General features: G+C 38.9%; 18 protein-coding genes and 1 pseudogene. 13 read left to right on the top strand and 6 right to left on the bottom strand.

Features of this window, described 5'->3' with window-relative positions; all coding sequences use genetic code 11:
• The first annotated feature begins 15 nt into the window (after positions 1 to 15).
• The 3 genes from qoxB to qoxD are packed head-to-tail and all read left to right on the top strand — an operon-like array spanning position 16 to position 2,879.
• On the top strand, positions 16 to 1,959 hold the full coding sequence (qoxB, locus tag ACFX4W_RS20425) for a cytochrome aa3 quinol oxidase subunit I (RefSeq protein ID WP_013083896.1): 1,944 nt from the start codon (positions 16 to 18) through the stop codon (positions 1,957 to 1,959).
• Complete coding sequence (qoxC, locus tag ACFX4W_RS20420; protein WP_013057825.1) at positions 1,959 to 2,567, top strand: cytochrome aa3 quinol oxidase subunit III; 609 nt, start codon at positions 1,959 to 1,961, stop codon at positions 2,565 to 2,567. Before qoxB ends, qoxC begins: the two co-directional genes overlap by 1 nt.
• A gap of 3 nt (positions 2,568 to 2,570) precedes the next feature.
• Positions 2,571 to 2,879: a cytochrome aa3 quinol oxidase subunit IV gene (gene qoxD, locus ACFX4W_RS20415; protein ID WP_013057824.1), complete on the top strand. Its 309-nt coding sequence runs from the start codon at positions 2,571 to 2,573 to the stop codon at positions 2,877 to 2,879.
• 29 nt (positions 2,880 to 2,908) lie between these two features.
• Here the strand turns inward: qoxD and ACFX4W_RS20410 are convergent, their stop codons facing one another.
• Together ACFX4W_RS20410 and ACFX4W_RS20405 are read right to left on the bottom strand one after the other, a co-directional pair.
• Positions 2,909 to 3,247, bottom strand: coding sequence for a hypothetical protein (locus ACFX4W_RS20410; RefSeq protein WP_043981440.1), 339 nt, complete (start codon positions 3,245 to 3,247; stop codon positions 2,909 to 2,911).
• Position 3,248: 1 nt separating this feature from the next.
• Positions 3,249 to 4,028, bottom strand: a complete 780-nt coding sequence (locus ACFX4W_RS20405; RefSeq protein ID WP_025751115.1) for an undecaprenyl-diphosphate phosphatase — start codon at positions 4,026 to 4,028, stop codon at positions 3,249 to 3,251.
• Positions 4,029 to 4,213: 185 nt separating this feature from the next.
• Between ACFX4W_RS20405 and ACFX4W_RS20400 the strand changes: the two genes are divergently transcribed.
• The 3 genes from ACFX4W_RS20400 (at position 4,214) to ACFX4W_RS20390 (ending at position 6,232) form a co-directional block, all read left to right on the top strand.
• The gene (locus ACFX4W_RS20400) at positions 4,214 to 4,627 is read left to right on the top strand and encodes a hypothetical protein (protein WP_016764790.1); all 414 of its coding nucleotides are present in this window, start codon (positions 4,214 to 4,216) and stop codon (positions 4,625 to 4,627) included.
• Between the two features lie 101 nt (positions 4,628 to 4,728).
• Positions 4,729 to 5,271, top strand: coding sequence for a GNAT family N-acetyltransferase (locus ACFX4W_RS20395; RefSeq protein ID WP_013057820.1), 543 nt, complete (start codon positions 4,729 to 4,731; stop codon positions 5,269 to 5,271).
• Between the two features lie 133 nt (positions 5,272 to 5,404).
• Entirely contained in the window at positions 5,405 to 6,232 is an 828-nt protein-coding gene (locus ACFX4W_RS20390) for an LCP family protein (protein WP_043981441.1), read from the top strand.
• A gap of 34 nt (positions 6,233 to 6,266) precedes the next feature.
• On the opposite strand, the gene ACFX4W_RS20385 is transcribed toward ACFX4W_RS20390, so the two are convergent.
• Positions 6,267 to 6,530: a hypothetical protein gene (locus tag ACFX4W_RS20385; protein WP_013057818.1), complete on the bottom strand. Its 264-nt coding sequence runs from the start codon at positions 6,528 to 6,530 to the stop codon at positions 6,267 to 6,269.
• Between the two features lie 413 nt (positions 6,531 to 6,943).
• On the opposite strand from ACFX4W_RS20385, the gene hutI reads away from it, so the two are divergent.
• Positions 6,944 to 8,221 carry an imidazolonepropionase gene (gene hutI / locus ACFX4W_RS20380; protein WP_043981442.1) on the top strand — a complete coding sequence of 426 codons (1,278 nt, stop codon included), beginning with the start codon at positions 6,944 to 6,946 and terminating at the stop codon, positions 8,219 to 8,221.
• Positions 8,222 to 8,296: 75 nt separating this feature from the next.
• Positions 8,297 to 8,671, top strand: a complete 375-nt coding sequence (locus ACFX4W_RS20375) for a DUF7674 family protein (RefSeq protein WP_013057816.1) — start codon at positions 8,297 to 8,299, stop codon at positions 8,669 to 8,671.
• Between the two features lie 47 nt (positions 8,672 to 8,718).
• Here the strand turns inward: ACFX4W_RS20375 and ACFX4W_RS20370 are convergent, their stop codons facing one another.
• Entirely contained in the window at positions 8,719 to 9,012 is a 294-nt protein-coding gene (locus ACFX4W_RS20370; RefSeq protein WP_013083888.1) for a DUF3817 domain-containing protein, read from the bottom strand.
• Between the two features lie 260 nt (positions 9,013 to 9,272).
• On the opposite strand from ACFX4W_RS20370, the gene ACFX4W_RS20365 reads away from it, so the two are divergent.
• From ACFX4W_RS20365 to ACFX4W_RS20350, 4 genes are all read left to right on the top strand, one after another.
• Positions 9,273 to 9,842, top strand: a complete 570-nt coding sequence (locus ACFX4W_RS20365) for a TetR/AcrR family transcriptional regulator (RefSeq protein WP_016764786.1) — start codon at positions 9,273 to 9,275, stop codon at positions 9,840 to 9,842.
• Positions 9,843 to 9,881: 39 nt separating this feature from the next.
• Positions 9,882 to 10,331 (top strand): DUF6188 family protein, encoded by a 450-nt coding sequence (locus tag ACFX4W_RS20360; protein ID WP_043981443.1) that lies wholly within the window; start codon positions 9,882 to 9,884, stop codon positions 10,329 to 10,331.
• A gap of 122 nt (positions 10,332 to 10,453) precedes the next feature.
• Entirely contained in the window at positions 10,454 to 13,492 is a 3,039-nt protein-coding gene (locus ACFX4W_RS20355; protein ID WP_377559983.1) for an efflux RND transporter permease subunit, read from the top strand.
• Positions 13,493 to 13,737: 245 nt separating this feature from the next.
• A complete protein-coding gene (locus tag ACFX4W_RS20350) occupies positions 13,738 to 14,460 on the top strand; it encodes a GDSL-type esterase/lipase family protein (RefSeq protein WP_162214550.1) in 723 nt (240 codons plus the stop codon).
• A gap of 27 nt (positions 14,461 to 14,487) precedes the next feature.
• Here ACFX4W_RS20350 and ACFX4W_RS20345 read toward each other — a convergent pair.
• A pseudogene (locus ACFX4W_RS20345) lies at positions 14,488 to 15,528 on the bottom strand (alkene reductase); the annotation flags it as partial.
• A gap of 172 nt (positions 15,529 to 15,700) precedes the next feature.
• Entirely contained in the window at positions 15,701 to 15,820 is a 120-nt protein-coding gene (locus ACFX4W_RS20340) for a DUF4023 domain-containing protein (RefSeq protein ID WP_013057809.1), read from the bottom strand.
• A 208-nt stretch (positions 15,821 to 16,028) separates the two neighbouring features.
• Here ACFX4W_RS20340 and ACFX4W_RS20335 point away from each other — a divergent pair, with 208 nt between their 5' ends.
• Positions 16,029 to 16,346 carry a hypothetical protein gene (locus ACFX4W_RS20335; RefSeq protein WP_013057808.1) on the top strand — a complete coding sequence of 106 codons (318 nt, stop codon included), beginning with the start codon at positions 16,029 to 16,031 and terminating at the stop codon, positions 16,344 to 16,346.
• The last annotated feature ends 13 nt before the right edge of the window (positions 16,347 to 16,359 follow it).

Here is a 16,359-nt window from a genome sequence, read left to right as displayed (position 1 = left end):
TTGGGGGAAGACATAATGAAGCTAGATGAATTTTTCGTCACTGGCGAACCTATGATTTACGCTGCTGATGCAGCAATCGCTATGACGGTCATCGGTATCGTTTTTGTCTTAACATATTTCAAGAAATGGAAATGGTTATGGACAGAATGGTTAACAACAGTTGACCATAAAAGACTCGGTGTCATGTACATCCTTTCAGCTGTATTAATGCTTTTCCGCGGCGGAATCGATGGAATCATGATGCGTATGCAGCTTGCATTCCCGGGTATGAACATTTTAGATGAACATCACTACAACGGAGTCTTCACGGCTCACGGTGTTATCATGATCTTATTCATGGCAATGCCATTTATTATCGGACTAATGAACGTAATCGTTCCATTACAAATTGGTGCGCGTGACGTAGCATATCCGTTCTTAAACGCAATTAGTTTCTGGACATTCTTTATGGGAGCAATGCTATTTAACCTTTCTTTCGTAATCGGAGGAGCTCCTGATGCAGGTTGGACAAGTTACTTCCCGCTTGCAGGTAAAGAATTCAGTGAAGGTATCGGAAATAACTTCTATGCCGTTTCACTACAGATTGCTGGTGCTGGTACATTAATGACTGGTATCAACTTCTTTGTAACAATCTTAAAAATGCGTGCCCCTGGCATGACAATGATGAAAATGCCAATGTTTACTTGGTCAATCTTCATCACATCAATTATTATTATTTTCGCGTTCCCTGTATTAACAGTAGCGCTTGCACTTATGACACTTGACCGTGTATTCGGAACAGCCTTCTTTACAATGGCTAACGGCGGTCTTCCAATGATGTGGGCTAACTTATTCTGGATTTGGGGTCACCCTGAAGTATATATCGTTATTTTACCGGTATTCGGTGTCTTCTCAGAAGTTATCAGTACACATTCTCGTAAGAACTTATTCGGTTATAAAGCAATGGTTGTATCAATGGTCGGTATCGCATTCTTAAGTTACCTTGTATGGGTGCATCACTTCTTTACAATGGGTAACTCACCGTCAGTTAACTCGTTCTTCTCAATCACAACGATGTTAATCGCCGTACCAACCGGAGTTAAAATCTTTAACTGGCTCTTTACAATGTATAAAGGCCGTATCAAATTTACGACTGCGATGCTTTGGTCATTAGCGTTTATTCCAAACTTCGTAATCGGTGGGGTAACAGGGGTTATGCTTGCGATGGCATCAGCCGATTATCAATATCATAACAGTTACTTCCTAATCGCTCACTTCCACTATGTATTAATCTCTGGTACAGTGTTTGGCTGTTTCGCAGGTTTATACTTCTGGTATCCAAAGATTTTCGGTCACACGTTGAACGAAAAATTAGGAAAAATTTCATTCTGGATTTTTGTTGTTGGATTTAACGTATGTTTCTTCCCACAATTCTTCCTAGGTTTAGACGGTATGACTCGTCGTATGCAAACTTATGCAGACAACCTTGGCTGGAACGGATTAAACTTAGTTTCAACAATCGGTGCATTCTTAATGGGTCTTGGCTTCTTCGTATTAGTAGTTAACTTATTATACAGTGCATGGAAAAACAAACGCGACACTGCAAACGATCCTTGGGATGGTCGTACACTTGAGTGGTGGACTAAATCACCAGTTCAAGCTTACAACTTTGCAGTAATTCCTCATGTGAAAGAGATGGATGCATTCTGGCACATGAAAAAACGTAATGAAACAGAAATTAAAGCAGAAGACTTAAAACCAATTCACTTACCAAGCAACTCTGGTGTGCCGTTTATCTCAGGTATTTTCTGGTTTATCGGTGGATTTGGCTTAGTATTTGAATGGATTCCAATGGCAATCGTTGGATTAGCAGGTATTTTTGCTTGTATGCTTGCTCGTTCATTTGATTATGATCCAGGCTTCTATGTAAAAGTAGATGAAATCAAGAAGGTTGAAGGAATTACAGGGGGTGACAAATAATGGCAGGACATTTAGATAAATCATTGCCGTTAGAATACCAAGAAGAACAAAGTCGCCTGAATATCCTTGGATTCTGGATTTTCTTAGGTGCCGAGATCGCGTTGTTCTCTACGCTGTTCGTAACGTACTTAACGTACCATACGCGTACAGCGGGTGGCCCTACTGCAGAAGAACTGTTCGTTGTTAAAGATTTTATGATTGAAACGCTGTTACTACTATTCAGTAGTTTCACGATGGGAATTGCCATCTTTAAAATGCGTAATAATGATTTAAAAGGACTTTTAGTTTGGTTCGTGATTACGCTTGTCCTTGGTGGAGGATTCCTTTTCTACGAAATTCGTGAGTTTTACATGTACGCAGTTCACGAAGGTGCAACAATGCAAACAAGTGCCTTCTTATCAGGGTTCTTTACACTACTTGGAACGCACGGTCTTCACGTAACAGTCGGTGTATTCTGGGCAATCAGTATTATTATTCAATTAGTAAGACGAGGATTAACACCAGTTACTGCTCGTAAAGTATTTATTATCGGTTTATACTGGCATTTCCTTGATGTTGTATGGATCTTCATCTTCACGCTTGTATACTTGAACGGATTGGTGGGATAAGACATGGAAAATAAACAAGGCCAAAAAGCAGGTTTTCCGCTTAGTCATGTATTTGGGCTTATCCTTTCACTAGCCTTAACATTCGCAGCGCTTGGTTTAGTAGTGCTAGCTGATCTATCAAGAAGCATTACGATGACTCTTATCATGATCCTAGCGTTATTACAAGCAGCAATGCAGCTAGTAATGTTCATGCACATGACTGAAAGTGAAAATGGTAAAGTACAGGTTGCAAATATTCTTTACAGTTTCTTTATTGCACTTTGTATCGTTGTTGGTACACTGTGGATTCTTGCAGCTCACTTTAACCATTAAAAATAAAACCACTTACTTCGGTAAGTGGTTTATTTTTTTTCATTCAGTTTATATTTCAACGTTTGATATTCTCCTGTGGGAACTTTTTTTACTACTTTTCCTTTATCATCTTTATAAACATTTACTTGTTCGTACACTTCAATTCGGTATCCGCCTCTTTTTTCTGTTTTAACATGAACTTCTTTGACCGACATGTTTAATTGTTCCGCCTCGTCTTCATCTGCAGAGGTTTCAACAGCTCCTCCATCAAGTGAAAGGTGAGATAAGCTGTTAAACGACTGCTGGGAATTGTTATCAACATAGCTTGTCACGACTAAAATGCCGGCAAAAAACAATACTAAAAAAAGCGTCCGGACTTTCATCTTCATCTTAAAACACCCCCGTAAACTGACAAACCAGCACGACTGCACCTAATATCCAAACGTAAATTGCAAACGTTTTTAATGAATGATGCTTTAAATAATTGATCATCCATTTTACCGCTACATAACCAAATAAAGCAGATGAAAGGGTGGCGACGAATAAAAAGAAAACGGAAAGCTGCTCGACTTCACCTGTGACTACATCTTTTAACTGAAGTAACACCGCTCCGCAAATGGCGGGAGTCGACAATAAAAATGAAAAGTAAGCGGCTGTTTCACGGTCTAATTTTCGCATTAACGCAGCTACCATGGTTAAACCAGATCGAGATACAGCAGGGAATATCGCAGCTGCTTGAAACGAGCCGATAAAAAAGGCATCTCCGTATGAAATATGATCCATTTTTTTATAGCCATTTTTTACGGAATCACCAAACCATAACAGCAGTCCTGTCGCAAGAAATTCCCAGCCGATCGTTAAGCCAGATTTAGAAATACTGTCAAAATAGTCTTTGAACAAAAGACCAATCGCAACTGCAGGGATCGTTCCTATCACTAAAAGCCCTGTAAGCTTGCTAAAAGGATGACGAATAATATGCCATAGCTCACGCTTATAAAAGACAAATACAGCAAGCAGAGTGCCCATATGCAGCATCGTATCTAGATACAATCCTGCATCGTCTAAGCCAAATAAGTGGCGCCCTAAATACAAATGTCCCGTGCTGCTTATCGGTAAAAACTCTGTAAGCCCTTGAATGATTCCCAAAATAAATGCTTCAAACCACGACATCTTATCACCTCATACAGCGTGTCCTTATTAGTAGTGTATAGAGGAAGTTCTGAGAACATGACAAAAACATGGAAGTATAGGCATTCATTTAGTGAAATAAATACATAAAAATAGGTCATAGTATAAGAAGAGACGACCATTCTTATCTCCATCTCATCCACAATGAATGGAAAGAGGTGCTAAAAATGATACGAAAATGGGTGGCTGTATGCGTCGTATTCGCTGCTTTTATTTTTCCGCAGGCAGTAAGTGCTGAACAGCCAAAAGTAGAGATATTTCAAATTGAAACGGGCAGAGTCGTTCGTTCAACGCTCAAACCTCCAAATGTTCAAAAAGAAGCTGAAAAAAGTATTGCGTCCATTACTGGTTTATATAAAAAGGCAAGTCCGCTTCCTAAAAAAGGCTATCTTGTTAAAGTACCTCTTGATCCAGCCGTAAAAATTGAAAATAGTGCGGTCAACACGCTGGCAAGTGAAGTTATTTTTGTTCTTGAGCCGAATCAAAAGCCAATCATGATGGTATTTGACAATGAAAATAGAACCTATTTTTTTGAATTCACTCATGATTTAACTCTTCTCAGAAAAGCATTACAGCTATAAGTCATCGAAATGATGGCTTTTTTTTACATAGACAGTTGACAGTTTATTATGATAAATGTAATATATTTAGAAAAGTCAGAAATAATAAGGGGGAGAATTATGTGATAGCTCTACGACCGTTCTCCAAAAAAGACTTTAAACAGCTAATGGATTGGATTCCCTCCGAGTCATTTATGGTGCAATGGAGCGGCTCTAGCTTTTCTTTTCCGCTGACTCCTAGACAGTTAAAACACTACATTCGATATGCTAATGAAGATGGTGCTTCTACCTATGCTTTTTCCGTCATAGATGAAAATGAACAGCTTATTGGGCATATTTCTCTTGCTCATATTGATTATTATCATAAAACAGGAAGAATTGGCCGAGTGCTGCTTGGTGAAAAGTATAGAGGAAAAGGGCTTTGCTCGCACATGTTTGAAAAAGTGTTAGCTTTCGGTTTTGAAGAACTGGGTCTTCACCGAATTTCGCTCGGCGTCTTTGATTTTAACGAGCGGGCGATTCAGTCCTATGAACGAATTGGCTTTACACGCGAAGGCCTTCTTCGAGATGTCCGGCTTGTAGATGGACAGTACTGGAGCTTAATTGAAATGAGTATGTTAGAAAGTGAATGGGCACAGCGTGATGTGCATCAAAAATCAAGCTAAAATCTACTAGTGAAAAGCCAGCTTCTCAACAAGCAGGCTTTTTTGACGTATGCTTAAATTTCTCTAAAAAGGTATAAATTTTCATTCATTAAGGCATATAGAGAGTAAGTGACGTGTAAAGGAGACCATATGAATGAAAAAATACAAAATAGGGATCTTAGCGGCATGTATTTTGCTTTTAGGAACCGCTGGATTTGGAATTGCCTATCAACAGCAAACATCTGCTAAAGAGCAGCCTCACTCGTTTAATGTACTAGTTATGGGCGTAGATGAAAGGCCAGGAGATACAGGCCGCTCAGATGTATTAATGGTGGTCAACTTAGATACGAGCCACAATAAAGCAAAAGTTATGCCGATCCCTAGAGATACGCGCGTGCACATTGATGGAAAAGGAACGGATGAGAAAATTAATCATGCTTATCGATACGGAGGCATTCCTTTAACCGTGCGCACGGTTGAGAACTTCTTAGATGTCGATGTCGATTATTATGTGAAAGTAAATATGGAAGGCTTTAAAGATGTAGTAGATGAACTTGGGGGAGTATACGTTAAGAACCCGTTTCCTTTTGTGTTTGATTCATTTATCTTTCCTGAAGGAGAAAATGCGTTGAACGGCGAAAAAGCTCTTGCCTATGTGCGGATGAGACACGAAGATCCAAAAGGAGATTTAGGTAGAAATAATCGCCAGCGCCAAGTAGTGGAAGCTCTATTAGATAAAGGAATGAACATGTCAACGGTGAAAAACATTCCAAGTCTCCTCACGCTTGTAAAGAAGCATATTCGAACGAATATTGATGTCAGCGATGCATTTACGATGTATAACGTTATTAAGAAGGGCCGGCCTGATTTCGAAACGGTAACCGTAAAAGGAGAAGGACAAATGGTAGATGGTACATGGTATTATGTTGTCAAACCATCTGAAAAAAAACAGCTGAGCGCTATGTTTCAACAAACTCATTAATAAGAAAGAGGACTGAAGAAATTCAGCCCTCTTTTTATTCACCAATTTCTTCTTGACGCTGCAAGCAGGAAATTTGTTTTTTCTCTGGATGGACACCAAATGTATAGCCCCACGTTTGCAATTTATCTAGAATGATTTCGTCTTTTTTAAAGCCAAAGATCATCACTACATCTTGGTTTTCATCTAAAAGCAAATACTTTTCATCTTTGCGCCACATCGTTAAGTTTGACGCATAGAAAAGATTCCAGCCGTTATTCATGCGATGACCGGTTGCTTGGTTTTTATAGTTGACAATCATATTTCTTCCTCCATTAGTGAATCTTTCTAAAAGTAAAACTTCAAAGAATATTATAAACGTTCTATTCCTAGAAATCTATTATTTATCCTGTTGAGGGGAAATCGCCGTGATGTTTATAAAATACATGTGATAAAAGATTTAGTATATAGAGATATATTTGGATAAAACGAGAATTAATAAGTAAGAAAACGGAGAAAAAAAGGGTCTAAAAGCGTATATAATTGAAAAAATTATAAGTTATCTAGCTTTAAAGACTTAAAAACACGCTTTTCAGACCATGGATATGCTTTTTCAAATTTCTACCTACAAGAAAGAAGGCAGAGGCGCGAAATGTGTAGGTGAATCTAAATGAGTTTACGGTAAACATGAGGCCCCAAAACGTGGTACACGCTAGAAAAGGGGGAAATTCAACGATGTCAAAAAAAGCGCTATGGATTAAAAATGCTTCGCAAGTTGTAACGGCCAAAGAAAATAAAGGTCCTTTAGCTGGAAAAGAAATGAGAAACTTAACGGTGATTGAAAATGGCTCAGTCTGGATAGAAGGAGATCAAATTGTGACCGTAGGTACAACAAAAGAGCTAGAACAAAAATATGAAAGGGAAAGAAATGACGCAACGATTATTGATGCTTCTCATAAAATTGTGACTCCGGGTCTGATTGATCCCCATACACACGCTGTGTACGCTGGCTCGCGTGAAGAAGAATTTTATAGGCGGTTTGAAAGGCCAACTTCTTACTTGGATTTATTAGAAGAAGGTGGAGGTATTCACTCCACTGTTGTTCAAACACAGGAAGAGTATGCGTACCGGATTTATCAGCAGAGCTATGAGCGTCTTACGTCTTTTCTAGCTCACGGAGTCACAACTATAGAAGTGAAAAGCGGGTATGGCTTAGAACTAGAAACAGAACTAAAGCAGCTGCAAATCGCTAAAATGCTGAATGATACGCACGCAGTTGATGTAGTAAGTACCTTTTTAGGCGCACACGTCGTACCTCTTGTATATAAAAAAGATACGCAGAAATACGTCAATTTACTTATTCACGAAATGATTCCTCAAATTTCTTCTTATAAGCTTGCAGCATTTAATGATGCTGTATGTCTTCCAAATGCTTTTTCATTCAAACAATGTCAAGAAATACTAGAAGCCGGGAAAAGCCATGGCATGCTTCCTAAAATACATGCCGACCCCTTTGAATACTGCAGAGGAGCGGAGCTCGCAGCAGAGGTAGGAGCGATATCAGCAGATTATCTTTTGTATGCTTCTGATGAAGGATTAAAGAAACTGGCTGAAAAACGGATCGTAGCGACACTTTTACCGGGGAATTCCTTATTTGTTGGAATGAAATGGCCAGATGCTAGAAAAATGATCGATTTAGGCGTTCCGGTTACTCTTTCTACAGACTGCAATCCAGGTTCATCTCCAACGACTTCACAGCAATTTGTGATGAACCTGGCATGTATGAATATGAACATGAGTCCTGAAGAAGTGCTTGTAGCCACAACTATTAACGCAGCTCATGCTATTAATCAAGGAGATAAGATTGGGAGTATTGAAGCCGGAAAACAGGCTGACTTAGCGATTTTTAATGTCTCTAGTTATCGAACCCTTCAATATCAGTATGGCTTAAATCATATTGACTGCGTAGTGAAAAAAGGAGAAGTAGTTGTAGAAAACGGAAAAGTTTTGTAAAAGAAGTTTATAGAAAAAGAGAAAAGGGTAAAGAATAGAGAATTTGTCACACATGCAAAGGCAGGGAATTTAGATATGATTACAAAACAAAATGTTATTCCATTACTAAAAGAAGCTTGCCCATCTTTTGAGCCAAGCGAAGAAGTGGACCTCAACGATAAAGACGAGCTGCAGCATGAATTAAGCCGTGTTGCGGGTCATTTAATCTCTCTTGAATATAACGGCCAGCTCCAGCGTGAACCGGACGTATTTGAAGCGATTGAACAGCTGTATATAGAAGGTGAAGCTGATGTGAAAGAAGCTGTTACAACGGGACTCTTTCAAGCAATGCATGAAATGATTATAGATCAGCAAATTAGCCCAGAAGAAATTGGAATGCTATTAAAACCTCACTCACTGAAGTGGTGGAAAACGATTGACCATTTTAGCGAAAACAGTGGTGAACAGTAAGGAAAAAGAACGTCATGGAAACATGATGTCCGTGACGTTCTTTTCTTTTACTGTTCTTTTTTCAGCTGTCTCTCTAAAATAAAAGGGCCGAACGGAATAACCGACATAAGAAACGCAAATAAAGAGCGGCCGATTGACCATTTATGCGCGAATTTTACATGAACGACTGCAAGAGCGTACAGCACAAAAAGTGCACCGTGTGCTGCGCCTACAACTGATACAGCTTCTGGTATGCCTGCTGCATATTTTAGCGGCATAGCAATGCCAAGCAGCAGTAAAAATGAAATTCCTTCTAAAATTCCTACTAAACGCAGGCGACCGATTGGTGATGTAAGAACCATGTTTTCTCCTCCCGTAACGACGGAATAAATTTCTGTATCAATGACAAAAATGTACCATAGCGAGCTCTTCATATACAAGCATCATTTGTATCTGTCACAAAAAAGTCGAAAACGCTTTAATTTGCTCTATAGAAGTGTTTTGTTTAAAAAACTGACATACTCTTGTGATGCAAGGGATAAAAGAGCACACTACGTGTTGACAAGTTATTTTAATTATTTTATATGTATAGTATCGAAAACGTATGAGAGGATTTTTTACCATGACAAACCGAAAACAGCAGAGAGAGAAAATTTTAGATGCTGCTTTTGAAGTGTTCGGATCCAAAGGCTACTATGAAGCAAAAATGATTGATATTGCTAAACTAGCGGGTGTATCTAAAGGAACGCTTTACTTGTACTTTTCGTCTAAAGAGTCGCTTTATATCGCTGTGAACAATCGTTCGTTTGATGAGTTTTTGTATCATGCAAAGCGAAGAACGGATGAATGCCAAACGTTTCATGAAAAGCTGTATTCAATTGCGAAGCATCATCTGCTCTTTTTTTACGAAACTAAAAAATATCCCGACTCTTTTTGGCAAGCCCCACACCAAATGCCAGAAATGATGGGTCGTCTTCATCAATTTTTTGAGGATTATCACGGGCTTGTTGCTAAATTGATTGAAGAGCAGAAAATAAAAAATGCTTTTTTACACTCAAAAGCGTTTTGCAGCATGTTAAATGGGTATAGGATGGATATCGTTTCCGATGATGATATAACAGAAGAAGATATCATGAACTATGCGGAGTTCATTGTGAACTTATACATTGAAGGCTGCTACTTTGAGACCTAAAAATGACTCGTCGGTACTGGTTGATAATGGAGGGATATGATGGATACCAGCAGCACAGTGATTAATTTTTCATATTTTCAAGAACAAATCGTTACCAAGGTTAACACAGACAATACCCTGCCGTTTTCTCTTGGATTTAGTAAAGGTGGACTTGTGGCAGAATGTCCATGGAGACTAAAAAACAAACGCAGCATCTTGCTTGGTCAAGCGGACTGGAAATCGCTACATTCTGCCGAGCAGCGTCAGCAAGTCGAAGCGCTGCTGCTTGGCCAGCACATTATTTCTATACAGTGGTATGAAGATATCGGTATACTTCGAATTACATTTTCTAATGGGTATGCGCTAGATATGTTTCACGACAGCTCGTTTTTTGAAGGTTGGGATTTATATGGTCAAGATGGCTTTTCCTTTATCTCGCTTCCAGGGGGAGCGTGTGACCATCAAATTTCAGTTTGTATAGACAGTTCATCAGCACATGAAAGGAGGTGAGTTTTTTTTTGTGAAAAACTGACCCGTGGGTACTCTAAAATTGTTGAAAAATTAAGACGGGTCTGCAGCTATTAAAGGATGAAGGCTTCTCAAATAACTTAGTTACGTAACGGAGGAAAAAGATGAATTTTTTGACGAGATTTAGTTTGAAAAATGCGGTAGCTGTGTTTATCGTTTCATTTTTACTTATTTTAGCGGGGCTATATTCATTTTCAAAACTAAAAATTGATTTACTGCCGAATATCGAATTTCCGCAGCTGTCCATTGAAGCAACGTATCCCGGGGCTTCTCCTGATGACGTAAATGAAAACGTCACGTCGAAAATCGAAGACCAAGTGAAAGGAATTGAAGGAATTAAAAGCGTACAAAGCGTATCGTATGAAAACGTTGGCATTATTAATTTAGAATTCCCGTTTAATACGGATTTAGATAAAGTTGAACAGCAAATTAACTCGTCGATAAAAGAATTAGATTTACCAGAGTCATCAAATGTAGACGTAAACCGTTTTTCATTTGGTTCATTCCCGATTTTCAACATTTCACTGTTTGCGAAAGATGATGCAAATCTTGAAAAAGTGTTAAACGATGAAGTGATTCCTGAATTGAATAAAATTCAAGGTATTAACTCCGTCTCAGTTGGCGGCGTGAAAGAGGACCTTTTACAAATTACGGTCGATAAAGAAAAAGCAGCTCAAGCTGGCTTAACGCTTGATGGGATGAAAGAACAAATTAATCAAAAAGCTGTTTCATTCCCAGCAGGAACATTAAACGGAAAAGAGCTTCAAATTCCAGTGCGAGTAGAAGAAAAAGTTGCGACGATCGATGCATTAAAGAAAATCCAGCTGAAATCTACGATGAATCCTGAAGCAAAGCCTGTGAAGCTTGGCGATATTGCCAAAGTCGAAGCCGTAACAGACCAAGGCGAATATACGCGTTATGACGGCAAAGATGCACTGTCGATGGCCATCACAAAAAAACAAGATGCTAATACGGTTGAAGTGGCGAGCGAAACGATGAAAATTTTGAAAAAATATGACGATCAGTTAGACTACGCAATCGGCTTTGATTCAGCTGACGGCATTGAAAAGTCTGTTGAAACATTAGTACGCGAAGGATTGCTCGGAGCATTATTTGCATCACTTGCCGTGCTGATTTTCTTGCGTAACTTCCGCGCTACGATCATTGCGATTATATCGATTCCATTATCGCTGTTAGTATCAGCTATTTTCTTAAACCAGCTTGATATTTCACTTAACATTATGACACTAGGCGGAATGGCTGTAGCCGTTGGGCGCGTAGTGGATGACAGTATTGTTGTGATTGAAAATATTTTTAGACGCGTTCGCCGTTCAGAAGAAGGCATGAGCAACGAGCTTGTCGAATCGTCCACAAAAGAGATTTTAAAAGCCATTACCTCGTCTACCATTACAACGGTTGTCGTATTCTTGCCAATCGGCTTTGTAGGAGGAATTACAGGAGAGTTCTTCTTGCCGTTCGCCTTAACAGTTGTTTTTTCACTGTTAGCATCTCTTCTTGTAGCGATTACAATCGTGCCGATTTTAGCAAAGTTTGCGTTTAAAAAAGTACCGCCTGAAGAAAAAGAAGGAAGGCTGCAGCGCGGATATGCAAAAGCGATTGCATGGTCGCTTAATCATAAAATCAAAATTTTAATTTTATCCTTTATTTTACTGTTTGGCTCATTTGCGCTTGTTCCTTCACTTGGCTTTACGTTTATTCCAAATGAAGAACAAAAGATGCTTCAGGCCAACGTTCAATTACCAGCATCTACATCACTTGAAAAAACAAACGATGTATCTTTAAAAATTGAAAAGATGTTTGCGGATCAAAATGAAATTTCCGATGTGACTACGGAAGTTGGATCACGCGACTTTTCAACAGGTGTAAAACGCCCGAACCAAGTTGGCTATTTCTTGAACGTAAAAGAAGGCGTGAATGTTGATACGTTTATTGATAAAGTTCAAAAGAAAATGGAAAGCATCACGAAAGAAGAATCACCGAAAGCAACAGTTAATGTACAAGAAGCATCAACAGGAGGGCCTCCTACAAATAATAACGTAACGGTTGATTTATATTCTTCTAATTTAGATGACTTGCAAAAGGCAGCTAAGCAAGTGGAAAACCACTTAAACAAAGACAAACGTCTTAAATATGTAACAAATAACTTCTCAGATAAGCAAAAGCAGCTTGTAGTAGAAGTAGATCCTGATAAAGCTGCAGAGTATGGAGTATCTGGATTTCAGCTGCTTGGTACAATCTCCGACCAAACCAAACCAGTATCTGTTGGAGACTTAAAATTAGATAATACAAAACGAGCGGTTCAGCTTTCATACGATAAAGCCCTTAGTTCAGTAAAAGAAATTAAAGATCTTCAAGTATTTACAGAACGAGGACCTGTGTTAGTAAAAGATATTGCTGACGTTCGTACAATTGATACGTTCACTTCTATTCAAAAGCTTGACGGCAAAGTATTTGCGCGAGTGGAAGCAGACATTAAAGGCGATGATGTTCAAGCTGTGACCAAAGATGTTGTAGATGGAGTGAAAAAGTTAGACTTGCCAAAAGATGTGAGCTTGGACGGTGGAGGCGGAAGCGACGAGACAGTGGAAGTCTTCCAATCTCTAGGTCTAGCTATTTTAACAGCAATCGGCCTTGTGTATTTAACGATGCTCGTTACGTTTGGAAAAGCGCGTATTCCATTTATCATTTTATCGTCACTCATTTTTGTGCCAATCGGTTCGTTAGTTGGTCTAGTCCTTGCAAAAGAACCGCTGTCTGTCAGCGTCATGATTGGATTCTTAATGCTGATTGGAATTGTTACAACAAACGCGATTGTGCTTGTAGATCGAATTACCCAAAATCGTGAACAAAAAGGCATGACGATCCGCGAATCCCTTATTGAAGCTGGGAAAACGCGCTTGCGTCCAATTTTAATGACGGCATTTGCTACCATTGCTGCATTAATTCCGCTGGCGCTTACTACATCAAGCGGAACGCTGATTTCAAAAGGCTTAGCTATCACGGTAATCGGAGGGCTTGCGTCATCTACCCTTCTTACCTTAATTATTATTCCAGTGGTATACGAACTCTTCTTCGCAAAGCAAGTGAAAAGAGAAAAACAGCTGGAAAAAGAAACGACATAAGAACTATTTTCTAATAGAGGAAAATATGACCATAGACTATATGTTATAATAAAAGTACGTTTTAACCCCTTATATTATAGAAAAAGAAGCGGCGCTTTCGAGCGCCGCTTCTTTTTTATGTAAAATCATTATTTACAAAAAATGATTAAATGTCTTGTATGGAGGGAAAGAGTGTTAACAGGAAGCTTTACTATATCATCGTAGAGTTATCTAAAAAACATACAAAGTACAGGAGTGTCGTTTTCGTGAGTTCAACAAAGAAAGTTGTATTTATCAGTTCCATTATTTTAAATGTCCTTTTCCTAGGTGTTTTTGCTTTTTATGCTACAAGCAGCAGCGCAATGAAAAATCCGCTGTCATCTAAGGATTCATCTAAGCAAAGCTATAGAGATAATCCTTATTACATTGAACGGACCACTTTGTTTAAGCAATTAAGTATTCCTAAAGAGTCGATCGTATTTCTCGGTGATAGCATTACCCAGCGCTCTGAATGGAGCGAACTTTTTCATAATAAGCAGATTGTCAATCGAGGCGTAGCCGATGATACAACAGAAGGGGTATTGCATCGTCTAAAAAGTATTACAGATGCTAAGCCAAAAAAGATTTTCTTAATGATTGGCATTAACGATTTAAACGAGCAAAAATCTGTAAAAAAAACCAAAGCCAATTATACTGAAATTCTTGAACGTATTCATAAAGAATCACCGAATACAAAAGTCTACATTCAAAGTGTACTGCCCGTGAACAATAAAAAATGCGGCGACGCAGTGGACAATAAAGATGTTATCGCATTAAATAACTATTTAGAGCGTCTAGCTAAGAAACACAACGATTCTTACATTGATCTGTATTCGAAAGTATCTACACATAATCAGTTAAAAAGTAATTTCACGGTTGATGGTCTTCATTTAAAAGGCCAAGGCTATGCTATTTGGAAACAAGAGGTTCAGGCATACGTAAACCAATAAAAAAGCGCTCCGGAAGGAGCGCTTTTTTTAGATAAGCTCTGGTAAATGTTTTTTAGCATCGTATTCGACAAGAGACTCGCCGTTTTTAATGCGCTGTAAATAATCAGGATTTGAAATCAGCGGGCGGCCAATAGCAGCTACGTCGATCCAGCCGGCTTGAAGCGCTTTTTCAGCTGATTCAGGCGTTAAGTCACCTACACCGATAATCGGTCCATCCCAGTACTTACGCGTAATTTCATAAAGATTTTGACCGTTTTGAACATCTTCATAAAAATCCAGCATAGACGGATGGATGATCTCAATTCCTGTTTCTTTAAATGCTTCTGTATACGTTTGAATAGCTTTTTCAGTATCATCCCAGCGGTAGTCTGGTTTATCAAGCTTATGAGGAGAGAAGCGAATCACAACGCGCTCTTTTCCAATGGCGTCGATAACAGCGGAAATCACTTCTTTCATAAACGTTAATCGCTGTGCAAGGTCACCTCCGTATTCATCAGTGCGTTTATTAGACCAGTCTGAATTAAACTGATCGATCAAATAGCCGTGAGCACCGTGAATTTCAACGCCGTCAAATCCTGCTTCAATGGCATTTTTAGCGGCTTGGGCATACTGTCCCACAACTTCTTTAATATCTTCTTTCGACATTTCTTCAGGCTCTTCATAGGGCTTGCGGAAACGAGGCACTTGGCCTTGTGCTGCAATAGCGGAAGGGGCCTGAGGCTTATGCCCATTGATTAACCCGGAATGACTCAAGCGGCCAACGTGCCAAATTTGAGCAATAATCGTGCCGCCTTCTTCATGAACAGCTTCTGTTACAGGCTTCCATGAATCAATTTGTTCTTGGGTATAGATACCCGGAACGCCAGGATTTCCTTTTGCGCGTTCGCTGATAACAATTCCTTCACTAATAATTAAGCCAATACCATCCTTTGCGCGGCGGCGGTAATAGTCTACAACGTCTTGACCGACTACGCCTGTCTCTGGATCAGCAAAGCATCTTGTCATCGGTGCCATTGCTGTACGAGTGTGTAAATCAAATGCTTCAATGTTTGTTGGTTGGAATAGTTTTTCAAATTTACTCATTTTATATTCAGCTCCTTAAGAGGAAAGTATAGCTGCGAACGTTTTGCAGCGGGTTCAGTTTATTGTAACAGGGGATTTGTTTTATCTTCAAACATTTCGACTTCCGAAAAAATTTCAAAAAAAAAGCCGGCTGTCTTTACAGCCAACTTTTACAACATTAATGCTGTTTGTTAGGAAGTTTTTTCTCAGGATGCCCAGTAGCTTGACCCTGCTTATTTTTGCGCTGCTTTTCTTGATTATCGTTCAGCTTTTGAACAAATTCATTTGTGTTTTCCATATTATCTAAACCTCCTTTATGAGCTTTCCCTGTTACTATAACCCATTGCACTCAAAAACATGACGCCAATCCGCTAAAAGCCGCTCCATATATACACCGGTATATAGAAATTAATAGGAAAATCGTGTATACTGTTGTAAAAATAATGTTAATGTTTCGTGAGTTTATAATTTCTTATTCATTCATGAACAAGAAAAGGTGTTACGCAATGAGTGATTTTTTTAGCGGGAAAGAAATGTCGTTTATTTTAATTTTGACATTCAGCGTGTACATATTTGTCTGGAATGTGCCCCTTCAGGCGACAAATGCCATGATGATCTACTTTATCCTGCTGTTTTTGTATACAGTCAGTAAGCTGCTTTTTTCTCCTCAGTTCCGACAATTTCCGCTTGTTAAGGTGCTATTGGCCATTTTATTCGTTCTTATGCTGGCTGAAATAATCGTTGCTTACAGCACTCATAGCATAAAGATTACAGATTTAAATCATATTTTCGATTATTTCAGTCATATGGATTTGTATTCATAGTATGTATAGCAAA

It is taken from the genome of Priestia sp. YIM B13489, assembly GCF_042787645.1.
Lineage (GTDB): Bacteria > Bacillota > Bacilli > Bacillales > Bacillaceae_H > Priestia > Priestia megaterium.
Note: the sequence above shows the minus strand (reverse complement) of the source record. Positions and strands in the feature narration are given on the sequence as shown.

Coding starts and splice junctions, on each gene's coding strand:
- qoxB (WP_013083896.1), top strand. CDS start 16: ATGAAGCTAGATGAATTTTTCGTCACTGGCGAACCTATGATTTACGCT.
- qoxC (WP_013057825.1), top strand. CDS start 1,959: ATGGCAGGACATTTAGATAAATCATTGCCGTTAGAATACCAAGAAGAA.
- qoxD (WP_013057824.1), top strand. CDS start 2,571: ATGGAAAATAAACAAGGCCAAAAAGCAGGTTTTCCGCTTAGTCATGTA.
- ACFX4W_RS20410 (WP_043981440.1), bottom strand. CDS start 3,247: ATGAAGATGAAAGTCCGGACGCTTTTTTTAGTATTGTTTTTTGCCGGC.
- ACFX4W_RS20405 (WP_025751115.1), bottom strand. CDS start 4,028: ATGTCGTGGTTTGAAGCATTTATTTTGGGAATCATTCAAGGGCTTACA.
- ACFX4W_RS20400 (WP_016764790.1), top strand. CDS start 4,214: ATGATACGAAAATGGGTGGCTGTATGCGTCGTATTCGCTGCTTTTATT.
- ACFX4W_RS20390 (WP_043981441.1), top strand. CDS start 5,405: ATGAAAAAATACAAAATAGGGATCTTAGCGGCATGTATTTTGCTTTTA.
- ACFX4W_RS20385 (WP_013057818.1), bottom strand. CDS start 6,530: ATGATTGTCAACTATAAAAACCAAGCAACCGGTCATCGCATGAATAAC.
- hutI (WP_043981442.1), top strand. CDS start 6,944: ATGTCAAAAAAAGCGCTATGGATTAAAAATGCTTCGCAAGTTGTAACG.
- ACFX4W_RS20375 (WP_013057816.1), top strand. CDS start 8,297: ATGATTACAAAACAAAATGTTATTCCATTACTAAAAGAAGCTTGCCCA.
- ACFX4W_RS20370 (WP_013083888.1), bottom strand. CDS start 9,012: ATGGTTCTTACATCACCAATCGGTCGCCTGCGTTTAGTAGGAATTTTA.
- ACFX4W_RS20365 (WP_016764786.1), top strand. CDS start 9,273: ATGACAAACCGAAAACAGCAGAGAGAGAAAATTTTAGATGCTGCTTTT.
- ACFX4W_RS20360 (WP_043981443.1), top strand. CDS start 9,882: ATGGATACCAGCAGCACAGTGATTAATTTTTCATATTTTCAAGAACAA.
- ACFX4W_RS20355 (WP_377559983.1), top strand. CDS start 10,454: ATGAATTTTTTGACGAGATTTAGTTTGAAAAATGCGGTAGCTGTGTTT.
- ACFX4W_RS20340 (WP_013057809.1), bottom strand. CDS start 15,820: ATGGAAAACACAAATGAATTTGTTCAAAAGCTGAACGATAATCAAGAA.
- ACFX4W_RS20335 (WP_013057808.1), top strand. CDS start 16,029: ATGAGTGATTTTTTTAGCGGGAAAGAAATGTCGTTTATTTTAATTTTG.